Below are 21,900 nucleotides of genomic sequence, written 5' to 3' on the forward strand. Positions count from 1 at the left end.
TCACCATGAATCTGCTGGGGAAAGTCAGACGGTTGTACTACCGGGAAGGGCTCGCGCTTTCGGAGATCGAGCGTCGCACGGGGCTGACGCGCAAGACGATCCGCAAATGGCTGAAGGCGCCCGAAGGTGTTGAGCCGAAATACCGACGCAAGGTCGGCGACACCAAGATCGCGCCGTACGCGGCGCAGCTGGTCAAGATGTTGGAGACCGATGCACGGCGACCGCAACGGGACCGACGCACGGCGCTGAAGCTGTTTGCGCAGTTGCAGGCGGAGGGGTTTGACGGCGATTACAGCCGCGTCACTGAGTTCATTCGGCGCTGGAAGGCCGAAGGCGGTGCATCGGTCGCGAAGGCCTTTGTTCCGCTGCAGTTCGAGCCGGGAGAGGCGCACCAGTTCGACTGGAGCGAGGAGCATCTGGTCATCGGTGGGGTGTGGCGCAAGGTGCTCGTGGCGCACCTGAAGCTGTGCTACAGCCGTGCCTTTGTCGTGCAGGCGTATCCGACGCAGAGCCACGAGATGCTGTTCGATGCGCACGCGCGGGCGTTTGCCGCGCTCGGTGGCGTGGCCCGGCGCGGGATCTACGACAACATGAAGACCGCCGTCGACCGGGTGAAGAAAGGCAAGGCGCGGGTGGTCAATACACGCTTTGCGGCGATGGCCTCGCACTACCTGTTCGAACCGGACTTCTGCAATGTCGCCAGCGGTTGGGAGAAAGGCGTCGTCGAGAAGAACGTGCAGGATAGCCGGCGGCGGATCTGGCAGGAGGCGGCCGAGACGCGCTTTGGTTCCTTCACCGAGCTGAACCTGTGGTTGCTGGCGAAGTGTCGCAGCCTGTGGCAGCAGCTCAAGCATCCGGAGTACGACCTCAGCCTGGCGGAGATGCTCGAGCAGGAGCAGCCAAGTCTCATGCCGATGATCACGCCCTTCGACGGCTACGTGGAGACCCTCGGCAAGGTGTCGAGCACCTGCCTGGTCACGTTCGAGCGCTGCCGCTATTCAGCGCCGTGCGAGTTGGTGGGGCAGATGGTCGGCATCCGGGTGTATCCCGAGCAGATCGAGCTCGTCGCGCACGACACCGTCGTGGCCCGTCACGTGCGCAGCTTCACGCGCAACGAAGCGCGCTACGACTGGCAGCACTATCTGCCGCTGATCGAGCGCAAACCCGGTGCGCTCAGGAACGGCGCACCCTTCGCCGACATGCCCGCGCCACTGCAGACGCTGCGCGCACTGCTGCTCAAGCGCGAAGGCGGAGATCGGGTCATGGCGAAAGTGCTCGCCGCCGTGCCTCAGCATGGCCTGGGGGCGGTGATCGTGGCGGTGGAGTTGGCGCTCGAGGCGGGCCGTCCCAGCCCCGAGCACATCGAGAACGTGCTCAACCGCCTGAAGTCAGCTCCTGCCACGCCGACCGTCGACACGGTACTGACCCTGAGCGAAACACCGTTGGCAGACCCGCAGCGTTACGACCGGCTGCGTGCGGAGGTGAGCCATGCGTGATGTGCTTGCCGAACTGAAAGCCCTGCGCCTGTACGGGATGGCCGATGCCTGGGCGGAGCTGGTGTCCACGAGTGAGCTCGGGTGTCAGAGTTCGGGTTGGCTGCTCGAGCACCTGCTCGAGGCCGAGCATACCGACCGTCACCTGCGCTCGATCCGCTATCAACTGCAGGCAGCCCGCTTCCCGGTGCACCGGGACTTGGCCGGGTTCGACTTCGAGCAGTCGAAGGTGGAGCGGGCACTGATCCAGGAACTCGCCACGCTCGACTTCACTGCGCAGGCCCACAACGTCGTCTTCATCGGTGGCACCGGCACCGGCAAGTCGCACCTGGCCACGGCGCTGGGCGTCTCCGGGATCACCCAGCACGGCAAGCGGGTGCGCTTTTACTCGACCGTTGATCTGGTCAATCTGCTTGAGCAGGAGAAGGCGGCCGGCAAAGCCGGCAAGCTCGCCTTCTCGCTGCTGCGCATGGACCTGGTGATTCTCGATGAACTGGGCTACCTACCGTTCAGCCAGAGCGGCGGAGCGCTGCTGTTTCACCTGCTCTCGAAGCTTTACGAGCACACCAGCGTGATGATCACGACCAACCTGAGCTTCGGCGAATGGGCGAGCGTGTTCGGCGACGCGAAGATGACGACGGCACTGCTCGACCGGCTGACCCATCACTGCCACATCGTCGAGACGGGCAACGAGTCCTATCGTTTCCGTCAGAGCTCGGCCAGCGCGCGGTCGCGGATCAAGGACCGTGAGCAATCCAAGCGCGGCCCCCTCACCGAGGACGAACCGTTCTGACCCGGCGCCCGCGCAGAGAAGCCCGCTTCGGGCTACGCCCTTCGCGGGCTTCTCTGCGCACACTCGCGGTCAGCAACTCGACTACACTGAACATCGGCTGCTCCATGACGAGCAGCTAAAGTGCCTGGGTAAAATTCAACGCGCACCGCTGGGTAGTTTTAGACGCGCGCGGACAGCCTTACGCAGCCTGGCATCAAGCAGTGCATTGGCTTCGTCGCAGTCCATTCGAGTTCCTTCCTTGTCCAGATACCAGGCGAAGGCTTCCATCGCCATGGCGCCGTCCACCGGATAGGGGGTGGTACCCGCCTCACTGAGTTGCCAGGCATGAAAAAGATCGAAGAGATCGCGTCCCTGCTCGCGCTGCATCAACGCCCGCGTCTTGGTGCCCAACATTTCATTGATGTCGTAGGAGCGCACGACGGCACGAATGCGCTCGCCTTCTTCGTCCAGCGTGTCCAGTTCGACGCCAACCAGCGGGTACAGCGACGCGCTTTCGTTGAGGTTGACCTCGACCTTGATGGTTTCCTCGCGCCGCAGGCCCACTGGTACGAATCGATAGGCGGTGCGCAGAATCTTCGACGGCCGCAGTACGTTGCGAATCGCCAGCCAGGCGTCGGCGATCAGCGAGTCGGCCGGCTGTCCCAGCACCGGCGTCAGCACGCGGCGCAGATGTTGATCCAGCGTTTCCGTATCCATCGCCTTGACGAGCACCAGATCGATGTCTTCCGAATAGCGTGCGGCCGGTGCCAGGTGCGCCTTGTGTAGGACCGTGCCACCGCGCATCGCCAAATGTTCGCCCAGGACAGGATCGGCGAAGATGGCCGCCACACCACGGGATAGCCGCAGATCCTGCTCGATCTGACTGCGCTTGGGCCACGGCGCATGGCTCTGCCAGGCCGTCAGGTGGGCATGCTGGATCATGTATTGGCGCTCCTGGCATCAAAGGTCAGTCGCACCTTGAAAGTGGTATCGACTTCAGACGATGTATCCGGCGCTTGTCCTCGCTCCAGGGGGATGAGACGCAGCGCCTTGTCGCGCAACCATTCGGCGACCCGCGACCCGAGGGCGCCCTGGTCCTCCAGGGCAAGCAAGGCCCCGAGACGTTGTGCGGTCGGGACTTCCTGCAGGGCATTCAGCGCCTCGATCAACCCCTGCGGCGTGCAGGACACCCACAACTCCCGCAGTACCTCTCGAACTCGGGCCATGCCGCCGACCAGGGCCACGCGCTCTACCAGTTCCAGCGCAGTCAGTTCCGGTGTACCGACCTTGAAGCGCCCGTCCGGCGTCTCGTGCCAGCGGGTCGGCATGTCTTCGATCCGTGCGCGGGTGTGAAACACCACCTCGTGGCGACCGACCGTGATGGGACGCCGACGTTCGGGCACCATCACCTGCGTCACCATCACCGCGTAAGGCGACGCTCCATAGGTTTCGGCGGCACTCAGCAGCGTGACGTAATAGGGAACACCCAGCGTCTTGCTCATGTAGCGGTCCAGCCAGGCTTCCGGGGGTGGGGCACCGGAGGCGGCGTGCTGCAGGGGCACGATGAGCCAGTGATCCGAGCCGCGGGACAGGCGGACGAGCCGGCCACGCCGCTGCTGCCGATGCAGTGCCTGGTGCAGTGCTGCTGGGCTGACGCCAGGCAGCTCTGCGCGAATGTCCTCTGTGCGCAGGTTCAGCTTGCCGGAACGTTCGGCCGCGTCGAGTACGGCAGACAAGGGGCTGGGGGCGGCCATGGAGTTTCCTCAAGCGTTTCGCGCAACATATCATTATTCGTGACTTAACGCGAACAAATTGCTCACCCGGCTTCGCCAGCCGCTTCCCTGAATCCCCAGGGAGGCCGCACCTGACCATCCGCCCTCCAGGAAGTCGGTTGAATCGCGGTTCCCTTTGTTTGCTGATGCGAATACCTGCCGCGGCGATGGTGACGGTTCCACGTTCCAGGGAGCCGTCACATGCGACTGTCCAACCGTTTCCTTCGCCGCCCGGTCGCGCCCGGCTTGCTGGCGGTCTGCGTCCTGGCCTCCGGATGTGCCACCACCGCGGCGCCGCCGAGCCCGCCACTCGTGGAAGAGGCGGTCAGGGTACCGCCCGATGCCATAGCACCCACGCTGATCCCCGTGGCCCGCTACGGACGCTACACCCTGGTCGAGCTGGTGCCGGAACCTGCGCAGCGTGATCTCTTGCAGCAGGCGGTGGAGGTCTCGATTCCGCCCATGCTCGATGCCAGCGTGGGCGATGCCATGCGCCATGTGCTCCTGCGCTCCGGCTACCGGCTTTGCGATGCGGCCGAAGCCACCACGCTCTACGCGCTGCCGCTGCCTGCCGCACACCTGCGCCTGGGCCCGCTGATGCTGCGCGATGCCTTGCTGACCCTTGCCGGCCCCGCCTGGGAGCTGTCGGTCGATGACTTGACCCGCCAGGTCTGCTTCAGCCGGCACGGTGCTCCCACCTTCCTTTCCGCCAACCCGCCCGGCACCGCCACGCCCGTGCCGGACGCCGACCGGCCCGAGGAGACGCAGCCATGACCTTTCCCCAAGCGCCATCCGAGCGCGATACCCGCACGCGCTGGCTCAAGGTCGCCGCGGCCTTCTGGCTGGTCCTCATCAGTGCCGTGGCACTCATCAACAGCGTCGGCCTGTCGCGGCTCGCCGAACAAGCCCAGAGCAGCGCACAGGATGCGCAGCTCAATGCGCTGGGCCTGCGCGTGGCCGATCTCGAACAACGGGCCGATTCGGACAAGCGCCGGCCGGCGCCGATCAGTCAGGCCGAATTCGCCAACGCGCGGCAGGCGCTGGACGAACGGATGACGCGCCTCGAAGAGGCCGACGAGGCGAGGGCCATGGCCGTCGACCTGCAGACGCTGCAGGCGCGCGTGAACGGAATCGAGACCCGCCTGGAGAAGACCCGGCAGGTGGCATCCGCCGCTCGCCCGCGCGCTCCGGTTGTGACGAAGCCCAAGGTGCCGGAGCCGCCGTTCCGTGTGCTCGGCGTGGAGCTGCGGGGAGGCGAGCGCTTTCTGTCGATCACCTCCACCGCCGCGGCCTCGCTCGCGGGCGCCCGGCTGCTGCGCGAGGGCGATGCCGAGGGCGGCTGGCAACTGCAGTCCATCGAGGCGCAGGCGGGCGTGTTCCAGGTGAACGGCCAGACGCAGCGCGTTGCGGTGCCGTAGGAGGTCGCCATGAACCTGCGGCCGTTGCTCGCTGCCGTCGTTCTGTTCGCCGCTTTCGGCGCATCCGCCCAGCCGGCCCCGGTGACGAACTCGCGCATGGTGCTCGCCCAGGTGCAGCCGGGCGCCGATGCCGCGCTCGACGAGAGGCAGGCACGGGAATGGGGGCTTCAGCCCGAGGAGTGGGCGCGTTACCGGCAACTGATGCAGGGGCCGCTCGGGGTCTATTCGCCCCAGCTCGATCCGCTCACGGCGCTGGGCATCGAGGCACGTAGCGAGGAGGAGCGCAGGCGCTACGCAGAGTTGCAGGTGCAGGCCGAGGCCCGGCGCGTCGGCAAGACGCTGGCCTACCAGCGCGCCTACGACGCGGCGTGGCAGCGCCTGTTTCCCGGCCAGCCGCGCGTGAGCCTGCCCGGCGCCAAGGCGCAGGGTGCCGGCAACACCGGCTCCGGGCGCCTGGCGGTCTTCGTCAAGGCCGACTGCGCACCGTGCGCGCAGCGCGTGCAGCAGTTGCAGGCGGCCGGTACGGCCTTCGATCTCTACATGGTCGGCAGCCGTCAGGACGACGCGCGCATCCGGCAGTGGGCCACCCAGGCGGGCATCGACCCGGCCCGGGTGCGCGCCCGCGCCATCACGCTCAACCACGATGCGGGGCGCTGGCTGTCGCTCGGCCTGCCCGGCGAGCTGCCGGCCGTGGTGCGCGAGGTGAACGGCCAATGGCAGCGGCAATAGGTACTCCGGGCCGGGAGCGTCGGCCATCCCGCGTCACCATCCGCTGCGCCAGCGCCGTGCTGCTGCTCGCCACCGGCGGCTGGGCGTTGGCCGCCCTGGCGCGGGAAGTCCCGCCGCCGGCCTATCAACTGGCGGCGCATCGTGCAGACGTGCCGGCGGCGGTGCTGTACGCGGTGGCCTTGCAGGAGAGCGGCGCCATGCTGCGCGGGCGCCTGATCCCCTGGCCGTGGACGCTCAACGTCGCCGGCACGCCACAGCGCTATGCCACCCGCGCCGAGGCCTGCGCGGGGCTGCACCGTGCGCTCGCCCACACGCCGGCCAATCGCATCGACGCCGGCCTTGGCCAAGTCAATCTCGGCTACCACACGCATCGCTACACGCAGCCCTGCGAACTGCTGGACCCGTACCGCAACCTCGCCATCGCAGCGGAAATCCTGCACGAACAGCACACGCCGGGTGAGGACTGGCTGCTTGCCATCGGCCGCTATCACCGGCCCGCCGGCGGGGCACCCGCGGCGCGCTACCGGCGCAGTGTGCATCGGCACCTGACCCGCGTGCTCGACCCCGGCGTTCCCGTTCCAACCCTCCAGGCCACCACGCCATGAACCACATCGTTCTCATCGCCACCATCGGGCTGCTGTCCACGACTTCCGTCTTCGCCCAGACCGCCTCCGCGCCGCTGATCGTCGTCGAAGACCGTGGCGGCGACTCCGCGCTGCCGTACTACCAGTCGCTGAATCCTCAGCCGGATCAGGCCACACCGCCGGCCCCGATGCCGGCCCCTCGCGTGGGCAACGCGGCCGACGCCGAAGCCGCCATGCTGCCGGTGCGCTCGACGCAACTGTCGCCGGGCGAGGTGCAGCGCCGCGTCATCCGGGCGCCGGGCCTGACGGCGCTGTTCCTGATCGGCGATGACGAGCGGTCGCGTGCCTGGCTGCGGCAGCGGCAGGCGGCGCTGCGAGAGCTGCAGGCCGTGGGCCTGGTGGTCAACGTGGACTCGATGGCCGCGCTGACGGCGCTGCGCAGGCTGGCTCCCGGCCTGACCCTCTCGCCGGCCTCCGGCGACGACCTGGCCCAGCGCCTGGGCCTGCGCCACTACCCGGTGCTCATCACGGCCACCGGTGTCGAGCAGTAGGTGCGCAAATGGCCCAACCGCATGCGGTCGAGGTGCTGCTGCGGCCAGCGGTGGAGCTTTACACCGTGGCGGTCTGCACCGGCGCCGCGATTCTGTGCCTGGTGGCACCGTGGTCGCTCGCGCTGAACCCGCTGCTCGGCCTGGGCTCGGCGCTGGCGTTCCTGACCTTCGGTGCGATTCGCCTGCGCGATGCCTGGGCGATCCTGCGCTATCGCCGCAACATCCGCCGCCTGCCGCGCTACGTGATGACCAGCCGCGACGTGCCGGTGAGTCAGCAACGGCTGTTCGTCGGCCGGGGTTTTCGCTGGGAGCAGCGGCACACGCACCGGCTGATGCAGACCTACCGGCCGGAGTTCCGCCGCTATGTCGAGGCGACGACCATCTACCGGGCCGCCCGGCGGCTGGAGGAGCGGCTTGAGTTCGCGCCGTTTCCCGTCTCGACGCTGGCGCGCGCGCTGGCCTGGGACAGCCCGCTCAACCCGGCGCGGCCGCTGCCGCCGGTCGGCGGACTGCCGCGTCTGCATGGCATCGAACCGCACGAGGTCGACGTCACCCTGCCGCTGGGCGAGCGCGTCGGCCACACCCTGGTGCTGGGCACCACGCGCGTGGGCAAGACGCGGCTGGCCGAGTTGTTCATCACCCAGGACATCCGCCGCAAGGTCCGCGGCGAGCACGAGGTGGTGATCGTCTTCGACCCCAAGGGCGATGCGGACCTGTTGAAGCGCATGTACGTCGAGGCCAAGCGCGCCGGGCGCGAAGGCGAGTTCTACGTCTTCCATCTGGGCTGGCCGGACATCTCGGCGCGCTACAACGCCGTGGGCCGGTTCGGGCGGATCTCCGAGGTGGCCACGCGCATCGCCGGACAGCTCTCGGGCGAAGGCAACAGCGCCGCCTTCCGCGAATTCGCCTGGCGCTTCGTCAACATCATCGCCCGCGCCCTGGTCGAGCTGGGGCAGCGCCCGGACTACCTGCTGATCCAGCGCCACGTCATCAACATCGACGCGCTGTTCATCGAGTACGCCCAGCACTACTTCGCCAAGAACGAGCCGAAGGCCTGGGAGGTCATCGTCCAGCTCGAAGCGAAGCTGAACGACAAGAACATCCCGCGCAACATGATCGGGCGCGAGAAGCGCGTGGTGGCCCTCGAACAATACCTGTCGCAGGTGCGCATCTATGACCCGGTGCTCGACGGCCTGCGCAGCGCCGTGCGCTACGACCGGACGTACTTCGACAAGATCGTCGCCTCGCTGCTGCCGCTGCTGGAGAAGCTCACCACGGGCAAGATCGCGCAGCTGCTCGCACCGAACTATTCCGACCTGTCCGACCCGCGGCCGATCTTCGACTGGATGCAGGTCATCCGCAAACGCGCAGTGGTCTACGTGGGGCTGGATGCGCTGTCCGACGCCGAAGTCGCGGCGGCGGTGGGCAACTCGATGTTCAGCGATCTGGTCTCGGTTGCCGGCCACATCTACAAGTTCGGCATCGACGACGGGCTACCCGGCGCCGCGGCGGGCGCCAAGATTCCGATCAACGTCCACGCCGACGAATTCAATGAACTCATGGGCGACGAGTTCATTCCGATGGTCAACAAGGGCGGCGGTGCCGGCATGCAGGTGACGGCCTACACGCAGACCTTGAGCGACATCGAGGCGCGCATCGGCAACAGGGCCAAGGCTGGCCAAGTGGTCGGCAACTTCAACAATCTGTTCATGCTGCGCGTGCGCGAGACCGCCACCGCCGAACTGCTGACGCGACAACTGCCCAAGGTCGAGGTGTACGCCACGGCACTGATGAGCGGCGCCACCGACAGCTCCGACCCGCACGGCAATACCGCGTTCACGTCCAGCACCCAGGACCGTATCAGCACGACCAGCGTGCCATTGATCGAGCCCGCGCATGTCGTGGCGCTGCCCAAGGGGCAATGCTTCGCGCTGATCGAGGGCGGCAACCTCTGGAAAGTCCGCATGCCGCTGCCGGCACCAGATCCCGACGAAGCCATGCCGAAGGATCTGCAGGAGCTGGCCGGCTACATGCGGCAGCACTACGTCGAGGCAGGAGACTGGTGGGAGAACCAAGGCATCCCCGGCCTGCAGGACAAGGCGCTGCCCGACGACCTGCTGGATGACTTCAAGCAGATGGCCGCCGCTGAAGAGGCCGAAGCATGAGCGATCCGGCTGTCGCGGCCCAGCGCCAGCAGCAACGACAGCAGGGGCTGATCGCCGGCCTGGTCACGCTGCCGTTCCGCTTCTTCGGCGTGCTGTGCGGCGCGCTGCTGCTGTGCATCCTGATCGAATGCGTCGGCATGCACTTCTTCTGGCCCGATCAGGGCTGGCGCCACGCGCAGGGCATGCTGCACTACGAGCTGGATCAGCTCTCCACGCATTTCACGCGCAGCGCGCTGATGCAGGAGCCGGGGCGCACCGCGCACCGGCTGGTCGAGCAGGGCTACGACTGGCTGTTCGTGAAGAGCGGTTTGCTGGACTGGATACGCGATGCCTCGGCGCAGGCCAGCGCCGGCAGCCATCGCTCGACCAAGGATTTCCGCTACTACATCGGCTTGGTCTACGTGAACGTGGAGAGCTACCTGATCGCGGCGGCCTACACGACGCTGGTCTTCCTCGTGCGGTTGCTGGTGCTGTGCCTGACCCTGCCGCTGTTCCTGATGGCCGCCTTCGTCGGCCTCGTGGACGGGCTGGTGCGCCGGGACATCCGCCGATTTGGCGCGGGACGCGAGTCGGGGTTCATCTATCACCGCGCCAGGGCCAGCCTGATCCCGTTGGCCGTGCTGCCGTGGGTGACTTACCTGGCACTGCCGGTCAGCGGGAACCCGCTGCTGATCCTGCTGCCCAGCGCCGTGCTGCTCGGCGTCGCCGTGTGCATCGCGGCGGCGACGTTCAAGAAGTACTTGTAGTTTTCTATGGCCCGCAAACCACAATCATCCACTCGCTTTCCGCAAGAGCCAATGACTTTCCCCAGCTCGTGCAATGTCGTCATCTCTCCCCCATGGCACCTTATAGCGGGTCTGTTTCGCTTGATGTCAAACCGGCGATACGATTTTCATTGCGACAAGTGCTCGAAGATGCTCATCCAGTGCCCGAGGGATTCGCCCCCCAGAGATGAGCAACCCCGCTTCCATGTTTCGTTCCATGGCAAAGCCTGTAAGGTTGGCACTAGTGATGAAGCAGGTATGACCATCGGCCACTGCGGCTTTGGCATGGACGCGTCCATCGGAGAACGGATCGGCCTTATCGCGCCAAGCATAGAGTCGAGCAGAAGGAACCAGTGCTTTCATTTTTCCTATCGCGTCGAAGCTGATGCTGCCGCCGTGGTCCTGGGACAACTCAAGAAGCATAGAGATGGTCACCCCGCGGTCGCTCGCCGCATTCAGGGCCTTCACGATGGTCGAAACGTCATAGGCCACGAAACTCGTGATGAACAGAGTCTGATCAGCGGCATTGATGACCTGCAGCAGTGCCTGTTCCGTTCGACGAGCCGAGACGAAGGGCGTCGTCGGCCCCGTCCAGACGAGCTCGGTAGATTGCTCGGAAGCAGCTTTCGTGAAGACGTGGCTGGCTGCGAGTAGCATCGACGCCAGCTCACTGGCGCTGACGGTCGCAGCCCGCCAAGCATCGACGAGTTGTTCCACGACTCCAGCGGCCGCGGGCGTGCCGACTACTCCAGACAGGGCGGCGGCTGCCTTGTCGGCGTCGGTTCGACGAATTCGGGATGCAATGGCCTGAACCTTTTCCTGAGAAACCAGACAGACCACGGCTGCGACGGCGTCCAAGAGCTTTTCCATGTCACAAGCTCTTGAAGAATGCCGCGTCGATGCGTTCCAGGGTCGGAACCAGCAATGACCGATCCAGGTAGCGATTGCCGCGTTCGCAGGAAGTCTCGGCGACCAGACTGCATGCATGGCAGGCGGCGGCGTGTAGCGAGCGGTCTTTGCCAGGGTCATGCTCCGAGCAGAGCGGATCGGACGAGCAGACCTTCGAACGGTTCAGCGCCTGCCGAAGCAGGCGACCGAGGTTGTCCGGTTTGCCCAGATCGACGAGGCCGCCCAGCGTCCCATCGGAATCGGCTGCCGCCGTGTAGATGAGGATGCCCGCTTGGTGGTTCGCGCTCGACGTGTCGGCGTAGATTCGTTCACGAATGCTCGCCGCGTTGTAGCCGCATTCGAGTGCCAGTTCTCGGATGAGCAGGTGCGAGAGCGTGTGGAGCATGGCGTACCGGATGCCGGGATAGCCCTCGTTGGGATCGAGGTGGCGCGAATTGCGCCATCCTCGATGACCAGCATCGAGCATCTGATCCACGTGTTTGACGCCGTCGAGCGCCTCCCACGTCCGGAGCGCCTCTTCGTCGAACTGGATGAAGATGCCCTCGCCGTGAACCTGATTCGCTGGAACCCAATCCGGCTTGCGGCGCGCGAGGCCCGCCATCTGCGGGCGCTCGTTCGGATCGCTCGTTTCCTCGGGTGCTTCCACGCGGGTGAAGCCCAGCAAGGCATTGACCTCGCGGAGCCTTTCCAGCAGCAGCACTCTGCCGATCTGCTTTTCGAAGCCCGTGGGCGTGGCGACCTTCTTGCTCATGAAGTGCGGGTAGTCGGCAGGCGGGTTGGCCGCCGTCAGCACTTCCCACTCCGGCCCTTTGATGTCGGCCTCGCCGACGACCTCCTCACCACCCTGGCGATGGGTTTCGATGGCCGACCAGATATCGGATGCCGGGTACTTGTCGATGCCTGGCAACGCTCCGGTCTTCTTCAGCGCCTTCACCGTTACGGCAACCGAGGCTTCGGAATCCAGATCCTCGAAGAATTCCCAACCGTCCTGAATCAGTTGACCGAGCGGGTCTTTGGCCCGCGGGATGGCGAGCGCCGACAGGGTGATCGGGAACCAACTGTTCGTCGAGCCCAGCAGGACTGCCCGCGGCTCTTCGTCGCACTCGTCGTCGAAATGATCGAGATGGGGGTGCCGGCCTCGGCAGCTCGGCAGATTTTCCTTCCCGGCTTTGCCGAAGGCGTGCGCCATGCTGCGCGATGCGCCGCAGGCATCGCACTTCACCCACAGGTTCTCGGTCTGCAATGAGGCTCCGCTCTCGAAGAAGCGCAGCGTTCCCTTGCACGAACTGTTGCCGCCGTGGACGAAGTAGTGCCACGGGAAGTCGTCGAGGTGGCCATCGCGGCAGGCCAAGAGGAAACGCGCCGGAACGGCATCGGCATCTTTCGCGGGCTGGTCACCCTTGGAGCCACGGCACCCCTTGTGGACGAAGCGGGTTCGCTCCGGGCGGAAGCGGTTTTCCTTGATCTCGAACAGCCCCGCGTCGAAGGGCGACAGCAGGCCGCATTTCACGCAGCGCATCCAGCGCGGGAACGGACGGACGGGGACGCCGATGTTCGCCTCCGCCGACCACGGATCGACGAGTTCGCTCTTCTGGAACGGTGGCACGCGCAGGTTCTCCACCTGCGAGCCGAGAACCTTGCGGACGGCGGCGAGCAGGCGCGGCTCGGCGATGGGCTGGCAGCGATCCTTTTCCCACTGGTCGATGCCCAGCGTCACCACCGAGAGGCTCGGCAGATCGATCAGCGCGCCCGGCCCGTATGTCCAGAGCAGCTGACTGGGGCGGACTTCCCCGACGGGTGTTTTATTGGTGGTCATGGTCAGTCCTCGTCCTTCGGCACCGGACGGGGCTTCCACCCGTGGTCGTCCGAAATGTGTCCCGTGTTCATGATCAGGCGCACGCCCGGCTCCACCTCGCGCATCGACATCGGAACCGTCCAGTTGTCCCACGCATGGATGCCCGGCGACTTGACCAGCCCGACCATCGTCGCGGCCTGTGCGCCGCGCTTTTCGTAGGCCAACGTGCGACCAGGAACGCTCACCTCTTTGGCCCACTCGTCCGCGCGTTCCTTCAGTTCACGCTCGGCCAGATTCTTGATAGTGGTCGTCTCGCTGACGTTCCAAGCCCGCCTCACCAGCACGTCGATGGCTTCGGTGATCTCGGCCTTGTCGGACTTGTCCAGCTCGCTCGCGCCCACGTTCGGGCTGAAGGCATCGTTCTCCAGTCGCATCAGGGAGAGGAGCGCACCGGTGAGGCCGCGATCCATAGCGCGCGGCGAGAACGGCGTCACCGACTGCGCTTCCACATGCTTGTAGAAGGTCGCGTGGTAATGCTCGAAGGTCTCGTAGTGCGAGAGGTCGCGCGGACGCGCCCACGTGAGCACCGTGCAGACCAAGCCGGGGAAGGAACGGCCCACGCGGCTGGTGGCTTGGATGTATTCCGCCGTGCCCTTGGGCTGGCCGTTGACCGCCATCAGGCCCAAGCGATTCACGTCCACGCCCACCGACAGCATGTTGGTCGCCAGCACCACGTCGATGGCGCGGGTGTCGCCCTCGTTCCATTTCGTCACGTACTTCCCGGTGGCCGCATCGAGCGCGGCCTTGAACTTGACCTCCAGATCGTCGAGGTACTTCGGGATGTCCTGACTGGAGACGCGCGAGGTCAGCTCGCGGATGTTGTTGACGCTGCGCTGCGCGAGCGCGGGCCGCTCGACCATGCTCATCTGCACGCGGTAGGAACGTGTTTGCACGTCGTCCTCGGCCAAGCGCCGCATCCCACCCAGTTCGCGCAGCGAATTGAAGTAGCCGACCATCGTCATGTACGGGTCGGCAGGTTCGCCGAAACGGTCGAACAGGGCTTGGGCGGCGGTGAGGAAGGCGGTATAGACGCGGATCAGCATCGCGGGCCGCGAGCTACCGGGCGAGCACACGCCGAGATAGCGCCGTCCGGGTCGCTCTTCGATCGGGCGCTGCACCGAGAAGTAGTTGTCCTCCACGTCCAAGCCGTGCGGCGGGAACACCGACACGCGCCGCATGAACACGTTGTTCACCTGTTCCTTGGCTTTGCGCACCGTCGCCGTGGACGCGACGATCTTGGGCTTAACCGTCTTGCCATCGAGCGTCCAGCCGGACAGTTCGTCGACGGCGGATTCGTACAGGCCGACCATCGTGCCCAGGGGGCCGCTGATTAGGTGGAATTCGTCTTGGATGATCAGGTCGGGCGGTCGGATCGGCGCGACGCTCTTGACCTTGACCGCGGGCATGCCTTTCCCAGCCTGGTGATTGCCAGTGCAGCAGTCCGCTTCGTGCCACAGCAAGCCGTGGCGCTCGCATTCATGACTCACGCGACCGAACAGCGTGCGCACCTGACCGCGCCACGCCATCATGGCGAACTTGTCCACGGTGGCGATCATCATCGTCGGCGGTCGGTGGTAGATCTCCTCGTCCACCGTCAGAACCGGGATGCCGGGATGCGGCAGATTGCTCGACCTGCCACGAGAGAATGTGCAACTGCTCTTCTTGTCACCGCAGTAAACCACTGTTCGGCCACGATCCTTATCGACAACGACATCTTTCCCAGGATCAATCGCAGAGCCACACCAAGGACAACTGGTGAGTTGAAGAGGTGAAGTACGTCCTGCTTTGTTCTTTCCTGAATCGCGCAGAGCTTGAATGGCATAGTGACTTTCCTCGGTCGTGCCCGGCGTCACCTTGTTGCCCACCCACAGTCCGATGGTGAAAGGCTCCTTGCCGAGCGACTCATCACCTTGCACGAGAGCATCTCGCCGAAGCTTTTCCATCGCGCAGATCAGCGCGGTGGCGCGTTGGAACTGCTGCAAGGTCAGCAGGCGCAGGGTGTAGCGCATGATCACGGCCAGACCGCGCGAACCGTCGTAGCCGCCGAGCTTGCCTTGCAGACGGCGGATCGCCATCGTGAACGCCGCCACGCCCAGATAGGCTTCGGTCTTGCCGCCGCCGGTGGGGAACCACAGCAGATCGGCATGGGCTTCCATCGGTTGCACGCGGTCCGGATGCGTGGGGTCGGCCAGCGACGGGATCGACAGCAGCAGGAACGCCAACTGGAACGGACGCCAGCTCCGGTTCTTCGGCTGGTCGAATTGATCCACCGTCACGTCACGTCCACGCCGCACTTCGAGCGCGTACTGGCTTCGCACGCGCTGGATCGCCATCGCCCGGTTGGCGAAGCGGAAAGCAGCCAGCGCCTTCTCGTCGTTCTTCAGCGTGTCGATGCCCTGCTGCAAACGTGACTGGATTTCCTGACACCGATCCAGCGCCTGTGCGGCCTGCGCGTCATACCCGACCACGTCCTCGCCGATGCGCTCGCGCTGCTCGGCGATCCACGCCGCGTAGTCCTTCGTCAGCACGTTCAGGGCTTCGACCAACTCGGTGACGCCCAGCGTGGCGAGTCTTTGCATGTCGAGCAGGCCGCTCGCCACCATTTCCTTCATCGCCGGACGGTCGGCGGGGTCGAGGCCCGGCGTCTCCGTGACCTGCACTTCGTATTGCGGCAGGACGGTGGTGCACACCTCGGTGGCCAGCGTCACGTCGTCCGCCGTCTCGGCGTGGATGGCGACGCCATGCCCGACCGCGAACTCCACGCGGTTGCGGTAGATCATCTCCAGCGATTCGCGCTCGGTGTCCATGCCGTCGGCGTCCAGCACGGGACGGCGGCGAAAAATAGCGCGGTTCGATGCCTCCGCTTCCGCACGCACGATGAGTTCCGGCTGGAACAGCCACGCCGTGTCGCGGTTGGTGTCGGGTTCTTCCTGCGCGTTGATCAGGAACAACGTCACCAAGCGGTCGCCGTTGGCGTTCTTGGCGCGGACGGAACCCTGTATCCGCACCGCCGGGCGGTTCGCGTCCGGTGCCTGATGCGGAATCACGCCTTCGGTGAGCGGCAGCACCAGCTTTCCGCCGCAGGGGATGCGCTGCCAGACCTTGGCCTTCTGCCCATTGGGCCGCGTCAGCTCGTGTTCCTCGTTGGGCACACGCTCGTAGCTGCCCCAGCGCGCCTCGACCTCGATGCGCTCGGCGTCGCCATCGACGCAGAAGGTCATGCCGAAACTGCTGGGCACCAACGATTGATTGCTGGCGGCGTCGATCTCGTCCGATGCATCCGATTCGGGTTCCACCCTCCCGGTCGCGGTTCCGAACTCGGCACCCGGTTCGTGCTGGCCAGGTACGATCGGGTCGCTGGGTTCCTCGACCTCGTCCTCCGCCAATGGACCTTCCAGCCCTTCGATGCCACCCTGCGCCGCTTCGCGTGGTGCCAGCTTGCCAACCAGATAGCGGTCGCGCACACCCATGTCCACGATGCGCTCGTGCGGGCCGCCCGCCGGGCCGAGCAGGTCGTCCACCACGGCTAGTTGCAGCAGTTCGCGAATGTAGGCGCGATCTTCGACTACCTGCACGCCAGCGACGGTCTGGTTCAGCGCCGTGGACAAGGCTGCGACGAACTCTTCCCACTGGATGCGACCGACGTTCCCCGAAGACGGTGGGGTCAGCGCGACGCTGGCGACCGGCATCGGCGCTTCGGCGGCGCATACCCGGTCGAAGAAGATCGTGGTGGTTTCGAGGTCGGAGCGAACCCGAAGCACGCGCCCGGCGCGGACGACGTCCCCGGCGGGGGTCAACACGAGCACCCAATCGTCCTCGGCGATGGCTTGATACACGGAGCGATCGCCCTTCAAGACCAAGGTGTAGGGCGCAAGCCTACGGTCAGTGCCGAGACCATGATCGACGGCGATCCAAGCATGAGGCTGCTTGTCTGCCCCTACATTCGATTCGTTCTTGTCTCTTTCTTTCATCAGTCTCACCTCATCGGCATTCGCCCGAGTCGATATATCTGTCCATTCAAGCTGCTTCGCGTCGTTTCACCGGTCGCCATAGATCTCGCTATGGTCGACACGCTCCTTCGCGGTCCGGGAAATCGGCTCGATATCGCGATGCGGGACGACGCGAGCAATGCTTTCGGCATCCTGCGTCAGACCGATCGCGACCGAGAGTCTGCCTCCGATATCGGTACCGAACTGCGGGAACTTCGCGCCGAGCGGATCCAACTCGACGAACCGGAAGCGGCTCGACGCATCCAGTCGTCGCTTCAGATCGATCTGTACCGCTTCGATGGCCCGGCGATAGACCTCGCAACCGGATCCACCGCCAGTGATGAATATAGGTAGCCCTTCGCGCCAGGCCGAGCTTTGCGGATCTCCCCGTGCGTTGGTACGGGTGCCGTCGATCACCCCGGTGATGCAGCTCTCGACTCGATTCACGAACTCCAAGTCGACGGCATCGACCTCGCTCCGGCGTTTGCCGTGTCGTTTCGCGAAGTCATCGGCCGGTTCGACCGGCGCGGCATCGTCCCACACGTGATCGAGGTCGAGCTTGTCATGGCGGTTTTGATACAGGTAGTAGGTTCCGAACGGACGAACGGCGGAGAAGAAGATCGGAATCCGTGGTGAGGAATCGAGATCGTTTCCCAGGACGACGTTGAACGTCGCCACGTCGAGCGTGGCCGCGCCGACGTCGATCAGCGCGTGCAATCCTCCGGTCACTTGGGGCGAACCGAGGTAACCGGCGATCTGCGCCACGAATTCCGGCACGACGCCCGGTTCCGTTTCCAGGCCGATGGCCGCTTCGTCGGCCACCCACGCGGCAGCGATGTCGGTCTCCCGGAGACTGCCCCCCGCTGCCAATCGCCAAGCAGTCCGCGCGATGCGCCCGAACAGCCGGACGACCTCCGGCTTCTCGTGCGGCTCGGTGGGGCAACCGACGTTTAGTTCCCAACGAAGCGAACGCGCCACGAGTTTTCGCCCGGCCTCCGGGTGCCGGTACAGGAATGCCCTGGCGTAACGGATGACCAAGGCGAGGTAGGCCAGGGTGGCCGCCGGGCACTCGTCCGAGCCGGCCATCTCGATGACCGAGAGCTTGAGATTTCCCCGGACATTGGATTCGGCGAGCCGCCGCCAACAGTATTCGCCATCCGGCGCACGAACGACGAAACCGGGCATCACATAGCGCCCCGTCGGCGACTCGTCACCTGTGACCGCGAACCAATCTACGGGGACCAGATCGACACCCGCCCGAATCGCCACTTTCGTGAATGCGGTTCCGAAATCCACCCCGATTCTGACGACCATGGGTGCCGCTCTCCCGCCCTGGTGGTCGGGATGCTGCAACGACCTGCCGGCTTCGCTCCATTCGGGCATGACCAGGGCGTGCCCCCCATCGATGCGTGGTCGGAACACGGGTGGCGTCGTTGCCCTGTTTGAAGGTGCCGACGGCTTGTCAGAAGACGAACTGACGGCGCTTGGAGTAGCGGGCTGCTGAACGGGATTTCGGACGGTCGGAGCGACCCGATGGTGGACACCGGTCTGTCGCTCAGCCACCGTCGAGGGAATCGCAGCGGGGCGGGAGTTCCCCTTCGATTCGCCATCCCTTTTCGATATCGAACGGTCGTCGGTCAACCAGGACTTCGGTGGCTCGAAGTCGACCTTGGCCGGCTTTTCATCGCGTATCTCGCCTTGTAGGTCTGTCTCACGCAATGCTCGTTTGACATCCTTCAGTTGTTCTTTCCAGCTCTTCACGGCCTTCGCTCCCCCCGCACCACGTCCACGAGCAAAACGCAGATCTCTCGCGTTTCTGCCGAAAAGGACTGGCTCTTCCTGGCCAACGTCGCCCGACGCGTTTCCATCCGCGCCAGGAAGTCCTCCAGCTTCTTGCGCTCCGCGTTCGCCAGACCCTTGCGTCGCTTGCCATCCGGGCTGCTCCCGTACTGTGAAGCGAAGGTCTCGTGGCTGGCGATTCGCTTCTCGAAGCCTTCGCGCTTCTTGCGGACGTGGTCGTCCAACAGATGCGAGAGCACGTCGGCGCGGTCTCGGTTCTCACGCCATTTTTCGTCCTTGAGTGCCTTGTAACGATCCCTGAGAAGCTCCTCGCATCGCTCCGCGGCAGCCACCCCGGCTTCCGGAGCGACATCGACCGCCGCCGTCGGCCAGTCGACGCCCGATTTCCTGACCAAGTCGAGTAGGGTTTCCGCCTGTCGATCGTCGAGGGGCGAATCCCGATCGAGAGATGCGGCGGCGACGAGGAGGTGTTCCTCATCCTTCACGCCGGAGAAGCTCGCCAATCGGGTCATCAGAGCGTATCGGCCCGCCGCGACGCCGCCGGTGGCGACTCTGGACGCATAGAGCGGAAAGCGATCCTCCTCGTCTTCGACCTTACGCGACAGGAAGCGGACGATCGGATGAAACCGATGGACGATCTCCTCTCCGGGTTTGGACTTTTCGGTGATCCTGTCGGTGAAGCGACAACGCCTCGTCTGACCGGTGCCCAGGCCGGTTTTCCCGACCAGATTCTCTCTCCGGAGGAATTCGTCCAATTCTGCTGCCACGGCGGGGCTCAAGCCGATGTCGAAGGTGTCCGATTCGCCACGCGCCGCGACGAACCGGCAACCGGAAACGTTCCGGAGGTACCCGTCGACATATCGAACCAGATCGTGATGGGTGACGGTCTTTCCATCGCCCCGAGCCGCCTCGATCTGTGCCAGTAACTGCTGGCCGTGAGCCACCAGTTGGATCGCCTCTCGTTCCAGCTCCTCTTGCTTGCGCTTGGCGTTCTCGATTGCGAGCGCCACTTCCTCGATCAGGCGCGCCTCCTCCTCGGCGGTCAAATGCCTAGACAACAGGATGTCCTCGAGTCGTCTGACCTGACCGAGAATTTCTTCCGTTTCCCCAAAGGTGCTCTCGAACACCCCAATACGTTTCGCCAACCTCGCGAGGATGAGCGCGTCGATGGTGTCCTTGTGAACGAAATTCCATACGAGGATGCGCTTGGATCGTTGCCCGATGCGGTCGATGCGCCCGATCCGTTGTTCGATGCGCATCGGATTCCAGGGCAGGTCGTAATTGACGACGAGTCGGCAGAACTGCAGATCCATGCCTTCCGCCACGATGTCGGTGCACACCAACACGCGGCAATCACGATCTTCTCGAAAAGCCGTAAGCACGGCCTCCTTGTCGAACTCCGCGCCGCCCATCAGCAGACCGGCCTCCACATTCTCGGCGGACAGCCGATCGACGACGTAGCGGGCTGTAGGACGGAATGTGGTGAAAACGATGGCTTTCGCTTCACGGTCCTCGCTCAGAAAGCGCTTCAGCGCCTGGGAAAATTCGGCGAATTTCGTATCGTTTCGGCTCAGATCTCCGAGGTCGAAGTCCCGCAGCACCCGACGAGCCAGCCAGCCCTTGAGGCGAGACTCCGTTTCACGCAGCCTTTCCTCGTCTTCGTCCGTCTCGTCCATTGCTACCGCCAGCGCGTCGGCATCAAGGCCGTCGTCACGCCAGGTTCGAAGCAAGGCCGCAGGGCTCGACGCAACCATCCGTTGCGGTGTGGAGAGCAAGAAGCCGTGCTCGATGCCGTTGGCCAGCGCATATTCGCGGGTGCCTTCGGTGATCGCCCGATAGAGTTCCCGCTCCACCGGTGACATGTCGGCCTCGAACACGGACGCATCACGCACGACCCGCTCGGCCTGCACTTCGCGCTTGCGCGTACGAGTGACGATGTGCGCGAGCAGGTTGAGTCGTTCGAGCTTGGCTGCAATGTCGATGCGCCTCTCGTTCGTCCATTCCGAGACCGCCTCCACCTCCTCAATCAGACGATCGACACGTTCTGATCTCTCGAACCATCGCGACGACTTGATCTCGCGGATCGCCGCCAAGATTTGGTCGGCATCGCTCGTCGGATCACGCACCGCGTCGCTCGCGGCGATTACCGGACGGTTGGCCAGGACGACGTTGCGGAAATCCTCCGGATACTCGAAATGATCCGGGTCAAGGAGACGCAACACGTTGAACAGATCGTCCGAGCCGAGGTTGATCGGCGTGGCCGAGAGCATCAATTGATGCGTACTGACGTCCCGCAACAGGCTGCCCGTTCGCCACGCGCCAGTCTCTTCGTTGCGCATGTAATGCGCTTCGTCGAAGATCACCAGATCGAGCAGAGGCTCCCGATCGGCATTGCGATGGAGGAGGTCGGCGAGACGGGCGCGGACCGAGCGCCTGGGCGTGTCGCTCTCGGCGGGATCCCAGCCGCCCGGTACACGGATGCCCTGGTAGCTGACGATCCATGCCCGTTCCCGGTTCTCGTTCGAATCCAGCTCCTGCAGGAGCTCCGCCGCGTCGACGATGCAGGCGTCGAGACCGAATCGCGACGAAAGCTCCGTCCGCCACTTTTCCCGAAGCATCGCCGGACAAATCACGAGTAGCCGACGCATGTCGTAGCGGGCGCGCAGCTCGGTCCAGATCAGCCCCGCCTCGATCGTCTTGCCCAGGCCCACTTCGTCCGCGATCAGCAGACCGTTGACCGGTGAATCCAGAAGGGTCAGCAGCGGCTTGTACTGGTGCGGGTAGAAGTCGGTCTGGGTTAGCCCCATGGCATAGACGACGTTCGCCAGCCGTCCCGCGAGGTGGACGTGGGTCAGCAAACTCCGCAAGTCGTCCACTCGCCCGTAGCGTCCTTCGCGGATCAGATCCAGGGGGTCATCACCGCCCGCATCGGCCGCAACCAGTTCCTCCTCGTAGTGCCAGTCCAGCCGGCCGTTCCAGTTCACGCGATACTGCTGGCCAGAGGCGCGCGCCCGGGTCTGATCGGTGACTGTTCCGATCTTGGCTGGGTCGTCGATGTGGCGGACGAGCTGTCCTGGACTCCATGGCATACCTGAAATC

General features: G+C 65.0%; 16 protein-coding genes. 9 read left to right on the forward strand and 7 right to left on the reverse strand.

The annotated features are described in order from the left end of the window. The first annotated feature begins 5 nt into the window (after window positions 1–5). Together istA and istB are read left to right on the forward strand one after the other, a co-directional pair. Window positions 6–1,496: an IS21 family transposase gene (gene istA / locus B9N43_RS09645; protein ID WP_145843515.1), complete on the forward strand. Its 1,491-nt coding sequence runs from the start codon at window positions 6–8 to the stop codon at window positions 1,494–1,496. Next, window positions 1,489–2,286, forward strand: coding sequence for an IS21-like element helper ATPase IstB (gene istB, locus B9N43_RS09650; protein ID WP_145842011.1), 798 nt, complete (start codon window positions 1,489–1,491; stop codon window positions 2,284–2,286). The genes istA and istB overlap by 8 nt, the downstream gene beginning before the upstream one ends. 135 nt (window positions 2,287–2,421) lie before the next feature. Here istB and B9N43_RS09655 read toward each other — a convergent pair whose 3' ends face one another. After that, complete coding sequence (locus tag B9N43_RS09655) at window positions 2,422–3,207, reverse strand: nucleotidyl transferase AbiEii/AbiGii toxin family protein (RefSeq protein ID WP_145842012.1); 786 nt, start codon at window positions 3,205–3,207, stop codon at window positions 2,422–2,424. After that, window positions 3,204–4,019: a type IV toxin-antitoxin system AbiEi family antitoxin gene (locus B9N43_RS09660; protein ID WP_012584753.1), complete on the reverse strand. Its 816-nt coding sequence runs from the start codon at window positions 4,017–4,019 to the stop codon at window positions 3,204–3,206. Before B9N43_RS09660 ends, B9N43_RS09655 begins: the two co-directional genes overlap by 4 nt. Window positions 4,020–4,238: 219 nt before the next feature. On the opposite strand from B9N43_RS09660, the gene B9N43_RS09665 reads away from it, so the two are divergent. From B9N43_RS09665 to B9N43_RS09695, 7 genes are read left to right on the forward strand one after another with little or no spacing between them, the layout of a single operon-like run. Then, window positions 4,239–4,811, forward strand: coding sequence for a PilL N-terminal domain-containing protein (locus B9N43_RS09665; protein WP_145842013.1), 573 nt, complete (start codon window positions 4,239–4,241; stop codon window positions 4,809–4,811). Then, window positions 4,808–5,455 carry a hypothetical protein gene (locus tag B9N43_RS09670; protein WP_062798477.1) on the forward strand — a complete coding sequence of 216 codons (648 nt, stop codon included), beginning with the start codon at window positions 4,808–4,810 and terminating at the stop codon, window positions 5,453–5,455. The genes B9N43_RS09665 and B9N43_RS09670 overlap by 4 nt, the downstream gene beginning before the upstream one ends. 9 nt (window positions 5,456–5,464) lie before the next feature. Then, complete coding sequence (locus B9N43_RS09675) at window positions 5,465–6,184, forward strand: TIGR03759 family integrating conjugative element protein (RefSeq protein WP_062798475.1); 720 nt, start codon at window positions 5,465–5,467, stop codon at window positions 6,182–6,184. Continuing rightward, window positions 6,169–6,789, forward strand: coding sequence for a lytic transglycosylase domain-containing protein (locus tag B9N43_RS09680; protein WP_145842014.1), 621 nt, complete (start codon window positions 6,169–6,171; stop codon window positions 6,787–6,789). The genes B9N43_RS09675 and B9N43_RS09680 overlap by 16 nt, the downstream gene beginning before the upstream one ends. After that, entirely contained in the window at window positions 6,786–7,319 is a 534-nt protein-coding gene (locus B9N43_RS09685; protein ID WP_145842015.1) for an integrating conjugative element protein, read from the forward strand. The genes B9N43_RS09680 and B9N43_RS09685 overlap by 4 nt, the downstream gene beginning before the upstream one ends. Window positions 7,320–7,327: 8 nt before the next feature. After that, window positions 7,328–9,484, forward strand: a complete 2,157-nt coding sequence (traD, locus tag B9N43_RS09690) for a type IV conjugative transfer system coupling protein TraD (protein ID WP_145842016.1) — start codon at window positions 7,328–7,330, stop codon at window positions 9,482–9,484. Then, window positions 9,481–10,230 carry a TIGR03747 family integrating conjugative element membrane protein gene (locus B9N43_RS09695; RefSeq protein WP_145842017.1) on the forward strand — a complete coding sequence of 250 codons (750 nt, stop codon included), beginning with the start codon at window positions 9,481–9,483 and terminating at the stop codon, window positions 10,228–10,230. The genes traD and B9N43_RS09695 overlap by 4 nt, the downstream gene beginning before the upstream one ends. A 126-nt stretch (window positions 10,231–10,356) precedes the next feature. On the opposite strand, the gene drmC is transcribed toward B9N43_RS09695, so the two are convergent. The 5 genes from drmC to drmD all read right to left on the reverse strand — a co-directional run bounded on the left by drmC (window position 10,357) and on the right by drmD (window position 21,890). After that, entirely contained in the window at window positions 10,357–11,118 is a 762-nt protein-coding gene (gene drmC / locus B9N43_RS09700; protein WP_145842018.1) for a DISARM system phospholipase D-like protein DrmC, read from the reverse strand. Window position 11,119: 1 nt separating this feature from the next. Further along, on the reverse strand, window positions 11,120–12,973 hold the full coding sequence (gene drmB / locus B9N43_RS09705; RefSeq protein ID WP_145842019.1) for a DUF1998 domain-containing protein: 1,854 nt from the start codon (window positions 12,971–12,973) through the stop codon (window positions 11,120–11,122). Between the two features lie 2 nt (window positions 12,974–12,975). Continuing rightward, on the reverse strand, window positions 12,976–16,983 hold the full coding sequence (drmA, locus tag B9N43_RS09710; RefSeq protein WP_145842020.1) for a DISARM system helicase DrmA: 4,008 nt from the start codon (window positions 16,981–16,983) through the stop codon (window positions 12,976–12,978). Window positions 16,984–17,049: 66 nt separating this feature from the next. Further along, entirely contained in the window at window positions 17,050–18,762 is a 1,713-nt protein-coding gene (locus B9N43_RS09715) for a hypothetical protein (RefSeq protein ID WP_145842021.1), read from the reverse strand. Beyond that, the gene (drmD, locus tag B9N43_RS09720) at window positions 18,759–21,890 is read right to left on the reverse strand and encodes a DISARM system SNF2-like helicase DrmD (RefSeq protein WP_145842022.1); all 3,132 of its coding nucleotides are present in this window, start codon (window positions 21,888–21,890) and stop codon (window positions 18,759–18,761) included. Before drmD ends, B9N43_RS09715 begins: the two co-directional genes overlap by 4 nt. Window positions 21,891–21,900: the final 10 nt, after the last annotated feature.

Source organism: Denitratisoma sp. DHT3 (assembly GCF_007833355.1).
GTDB lineage: Bacteria > Pseudomonadota > Gammaproteobacteria > Burkholderiales > Rhodocyclaceae > Denitratisoma.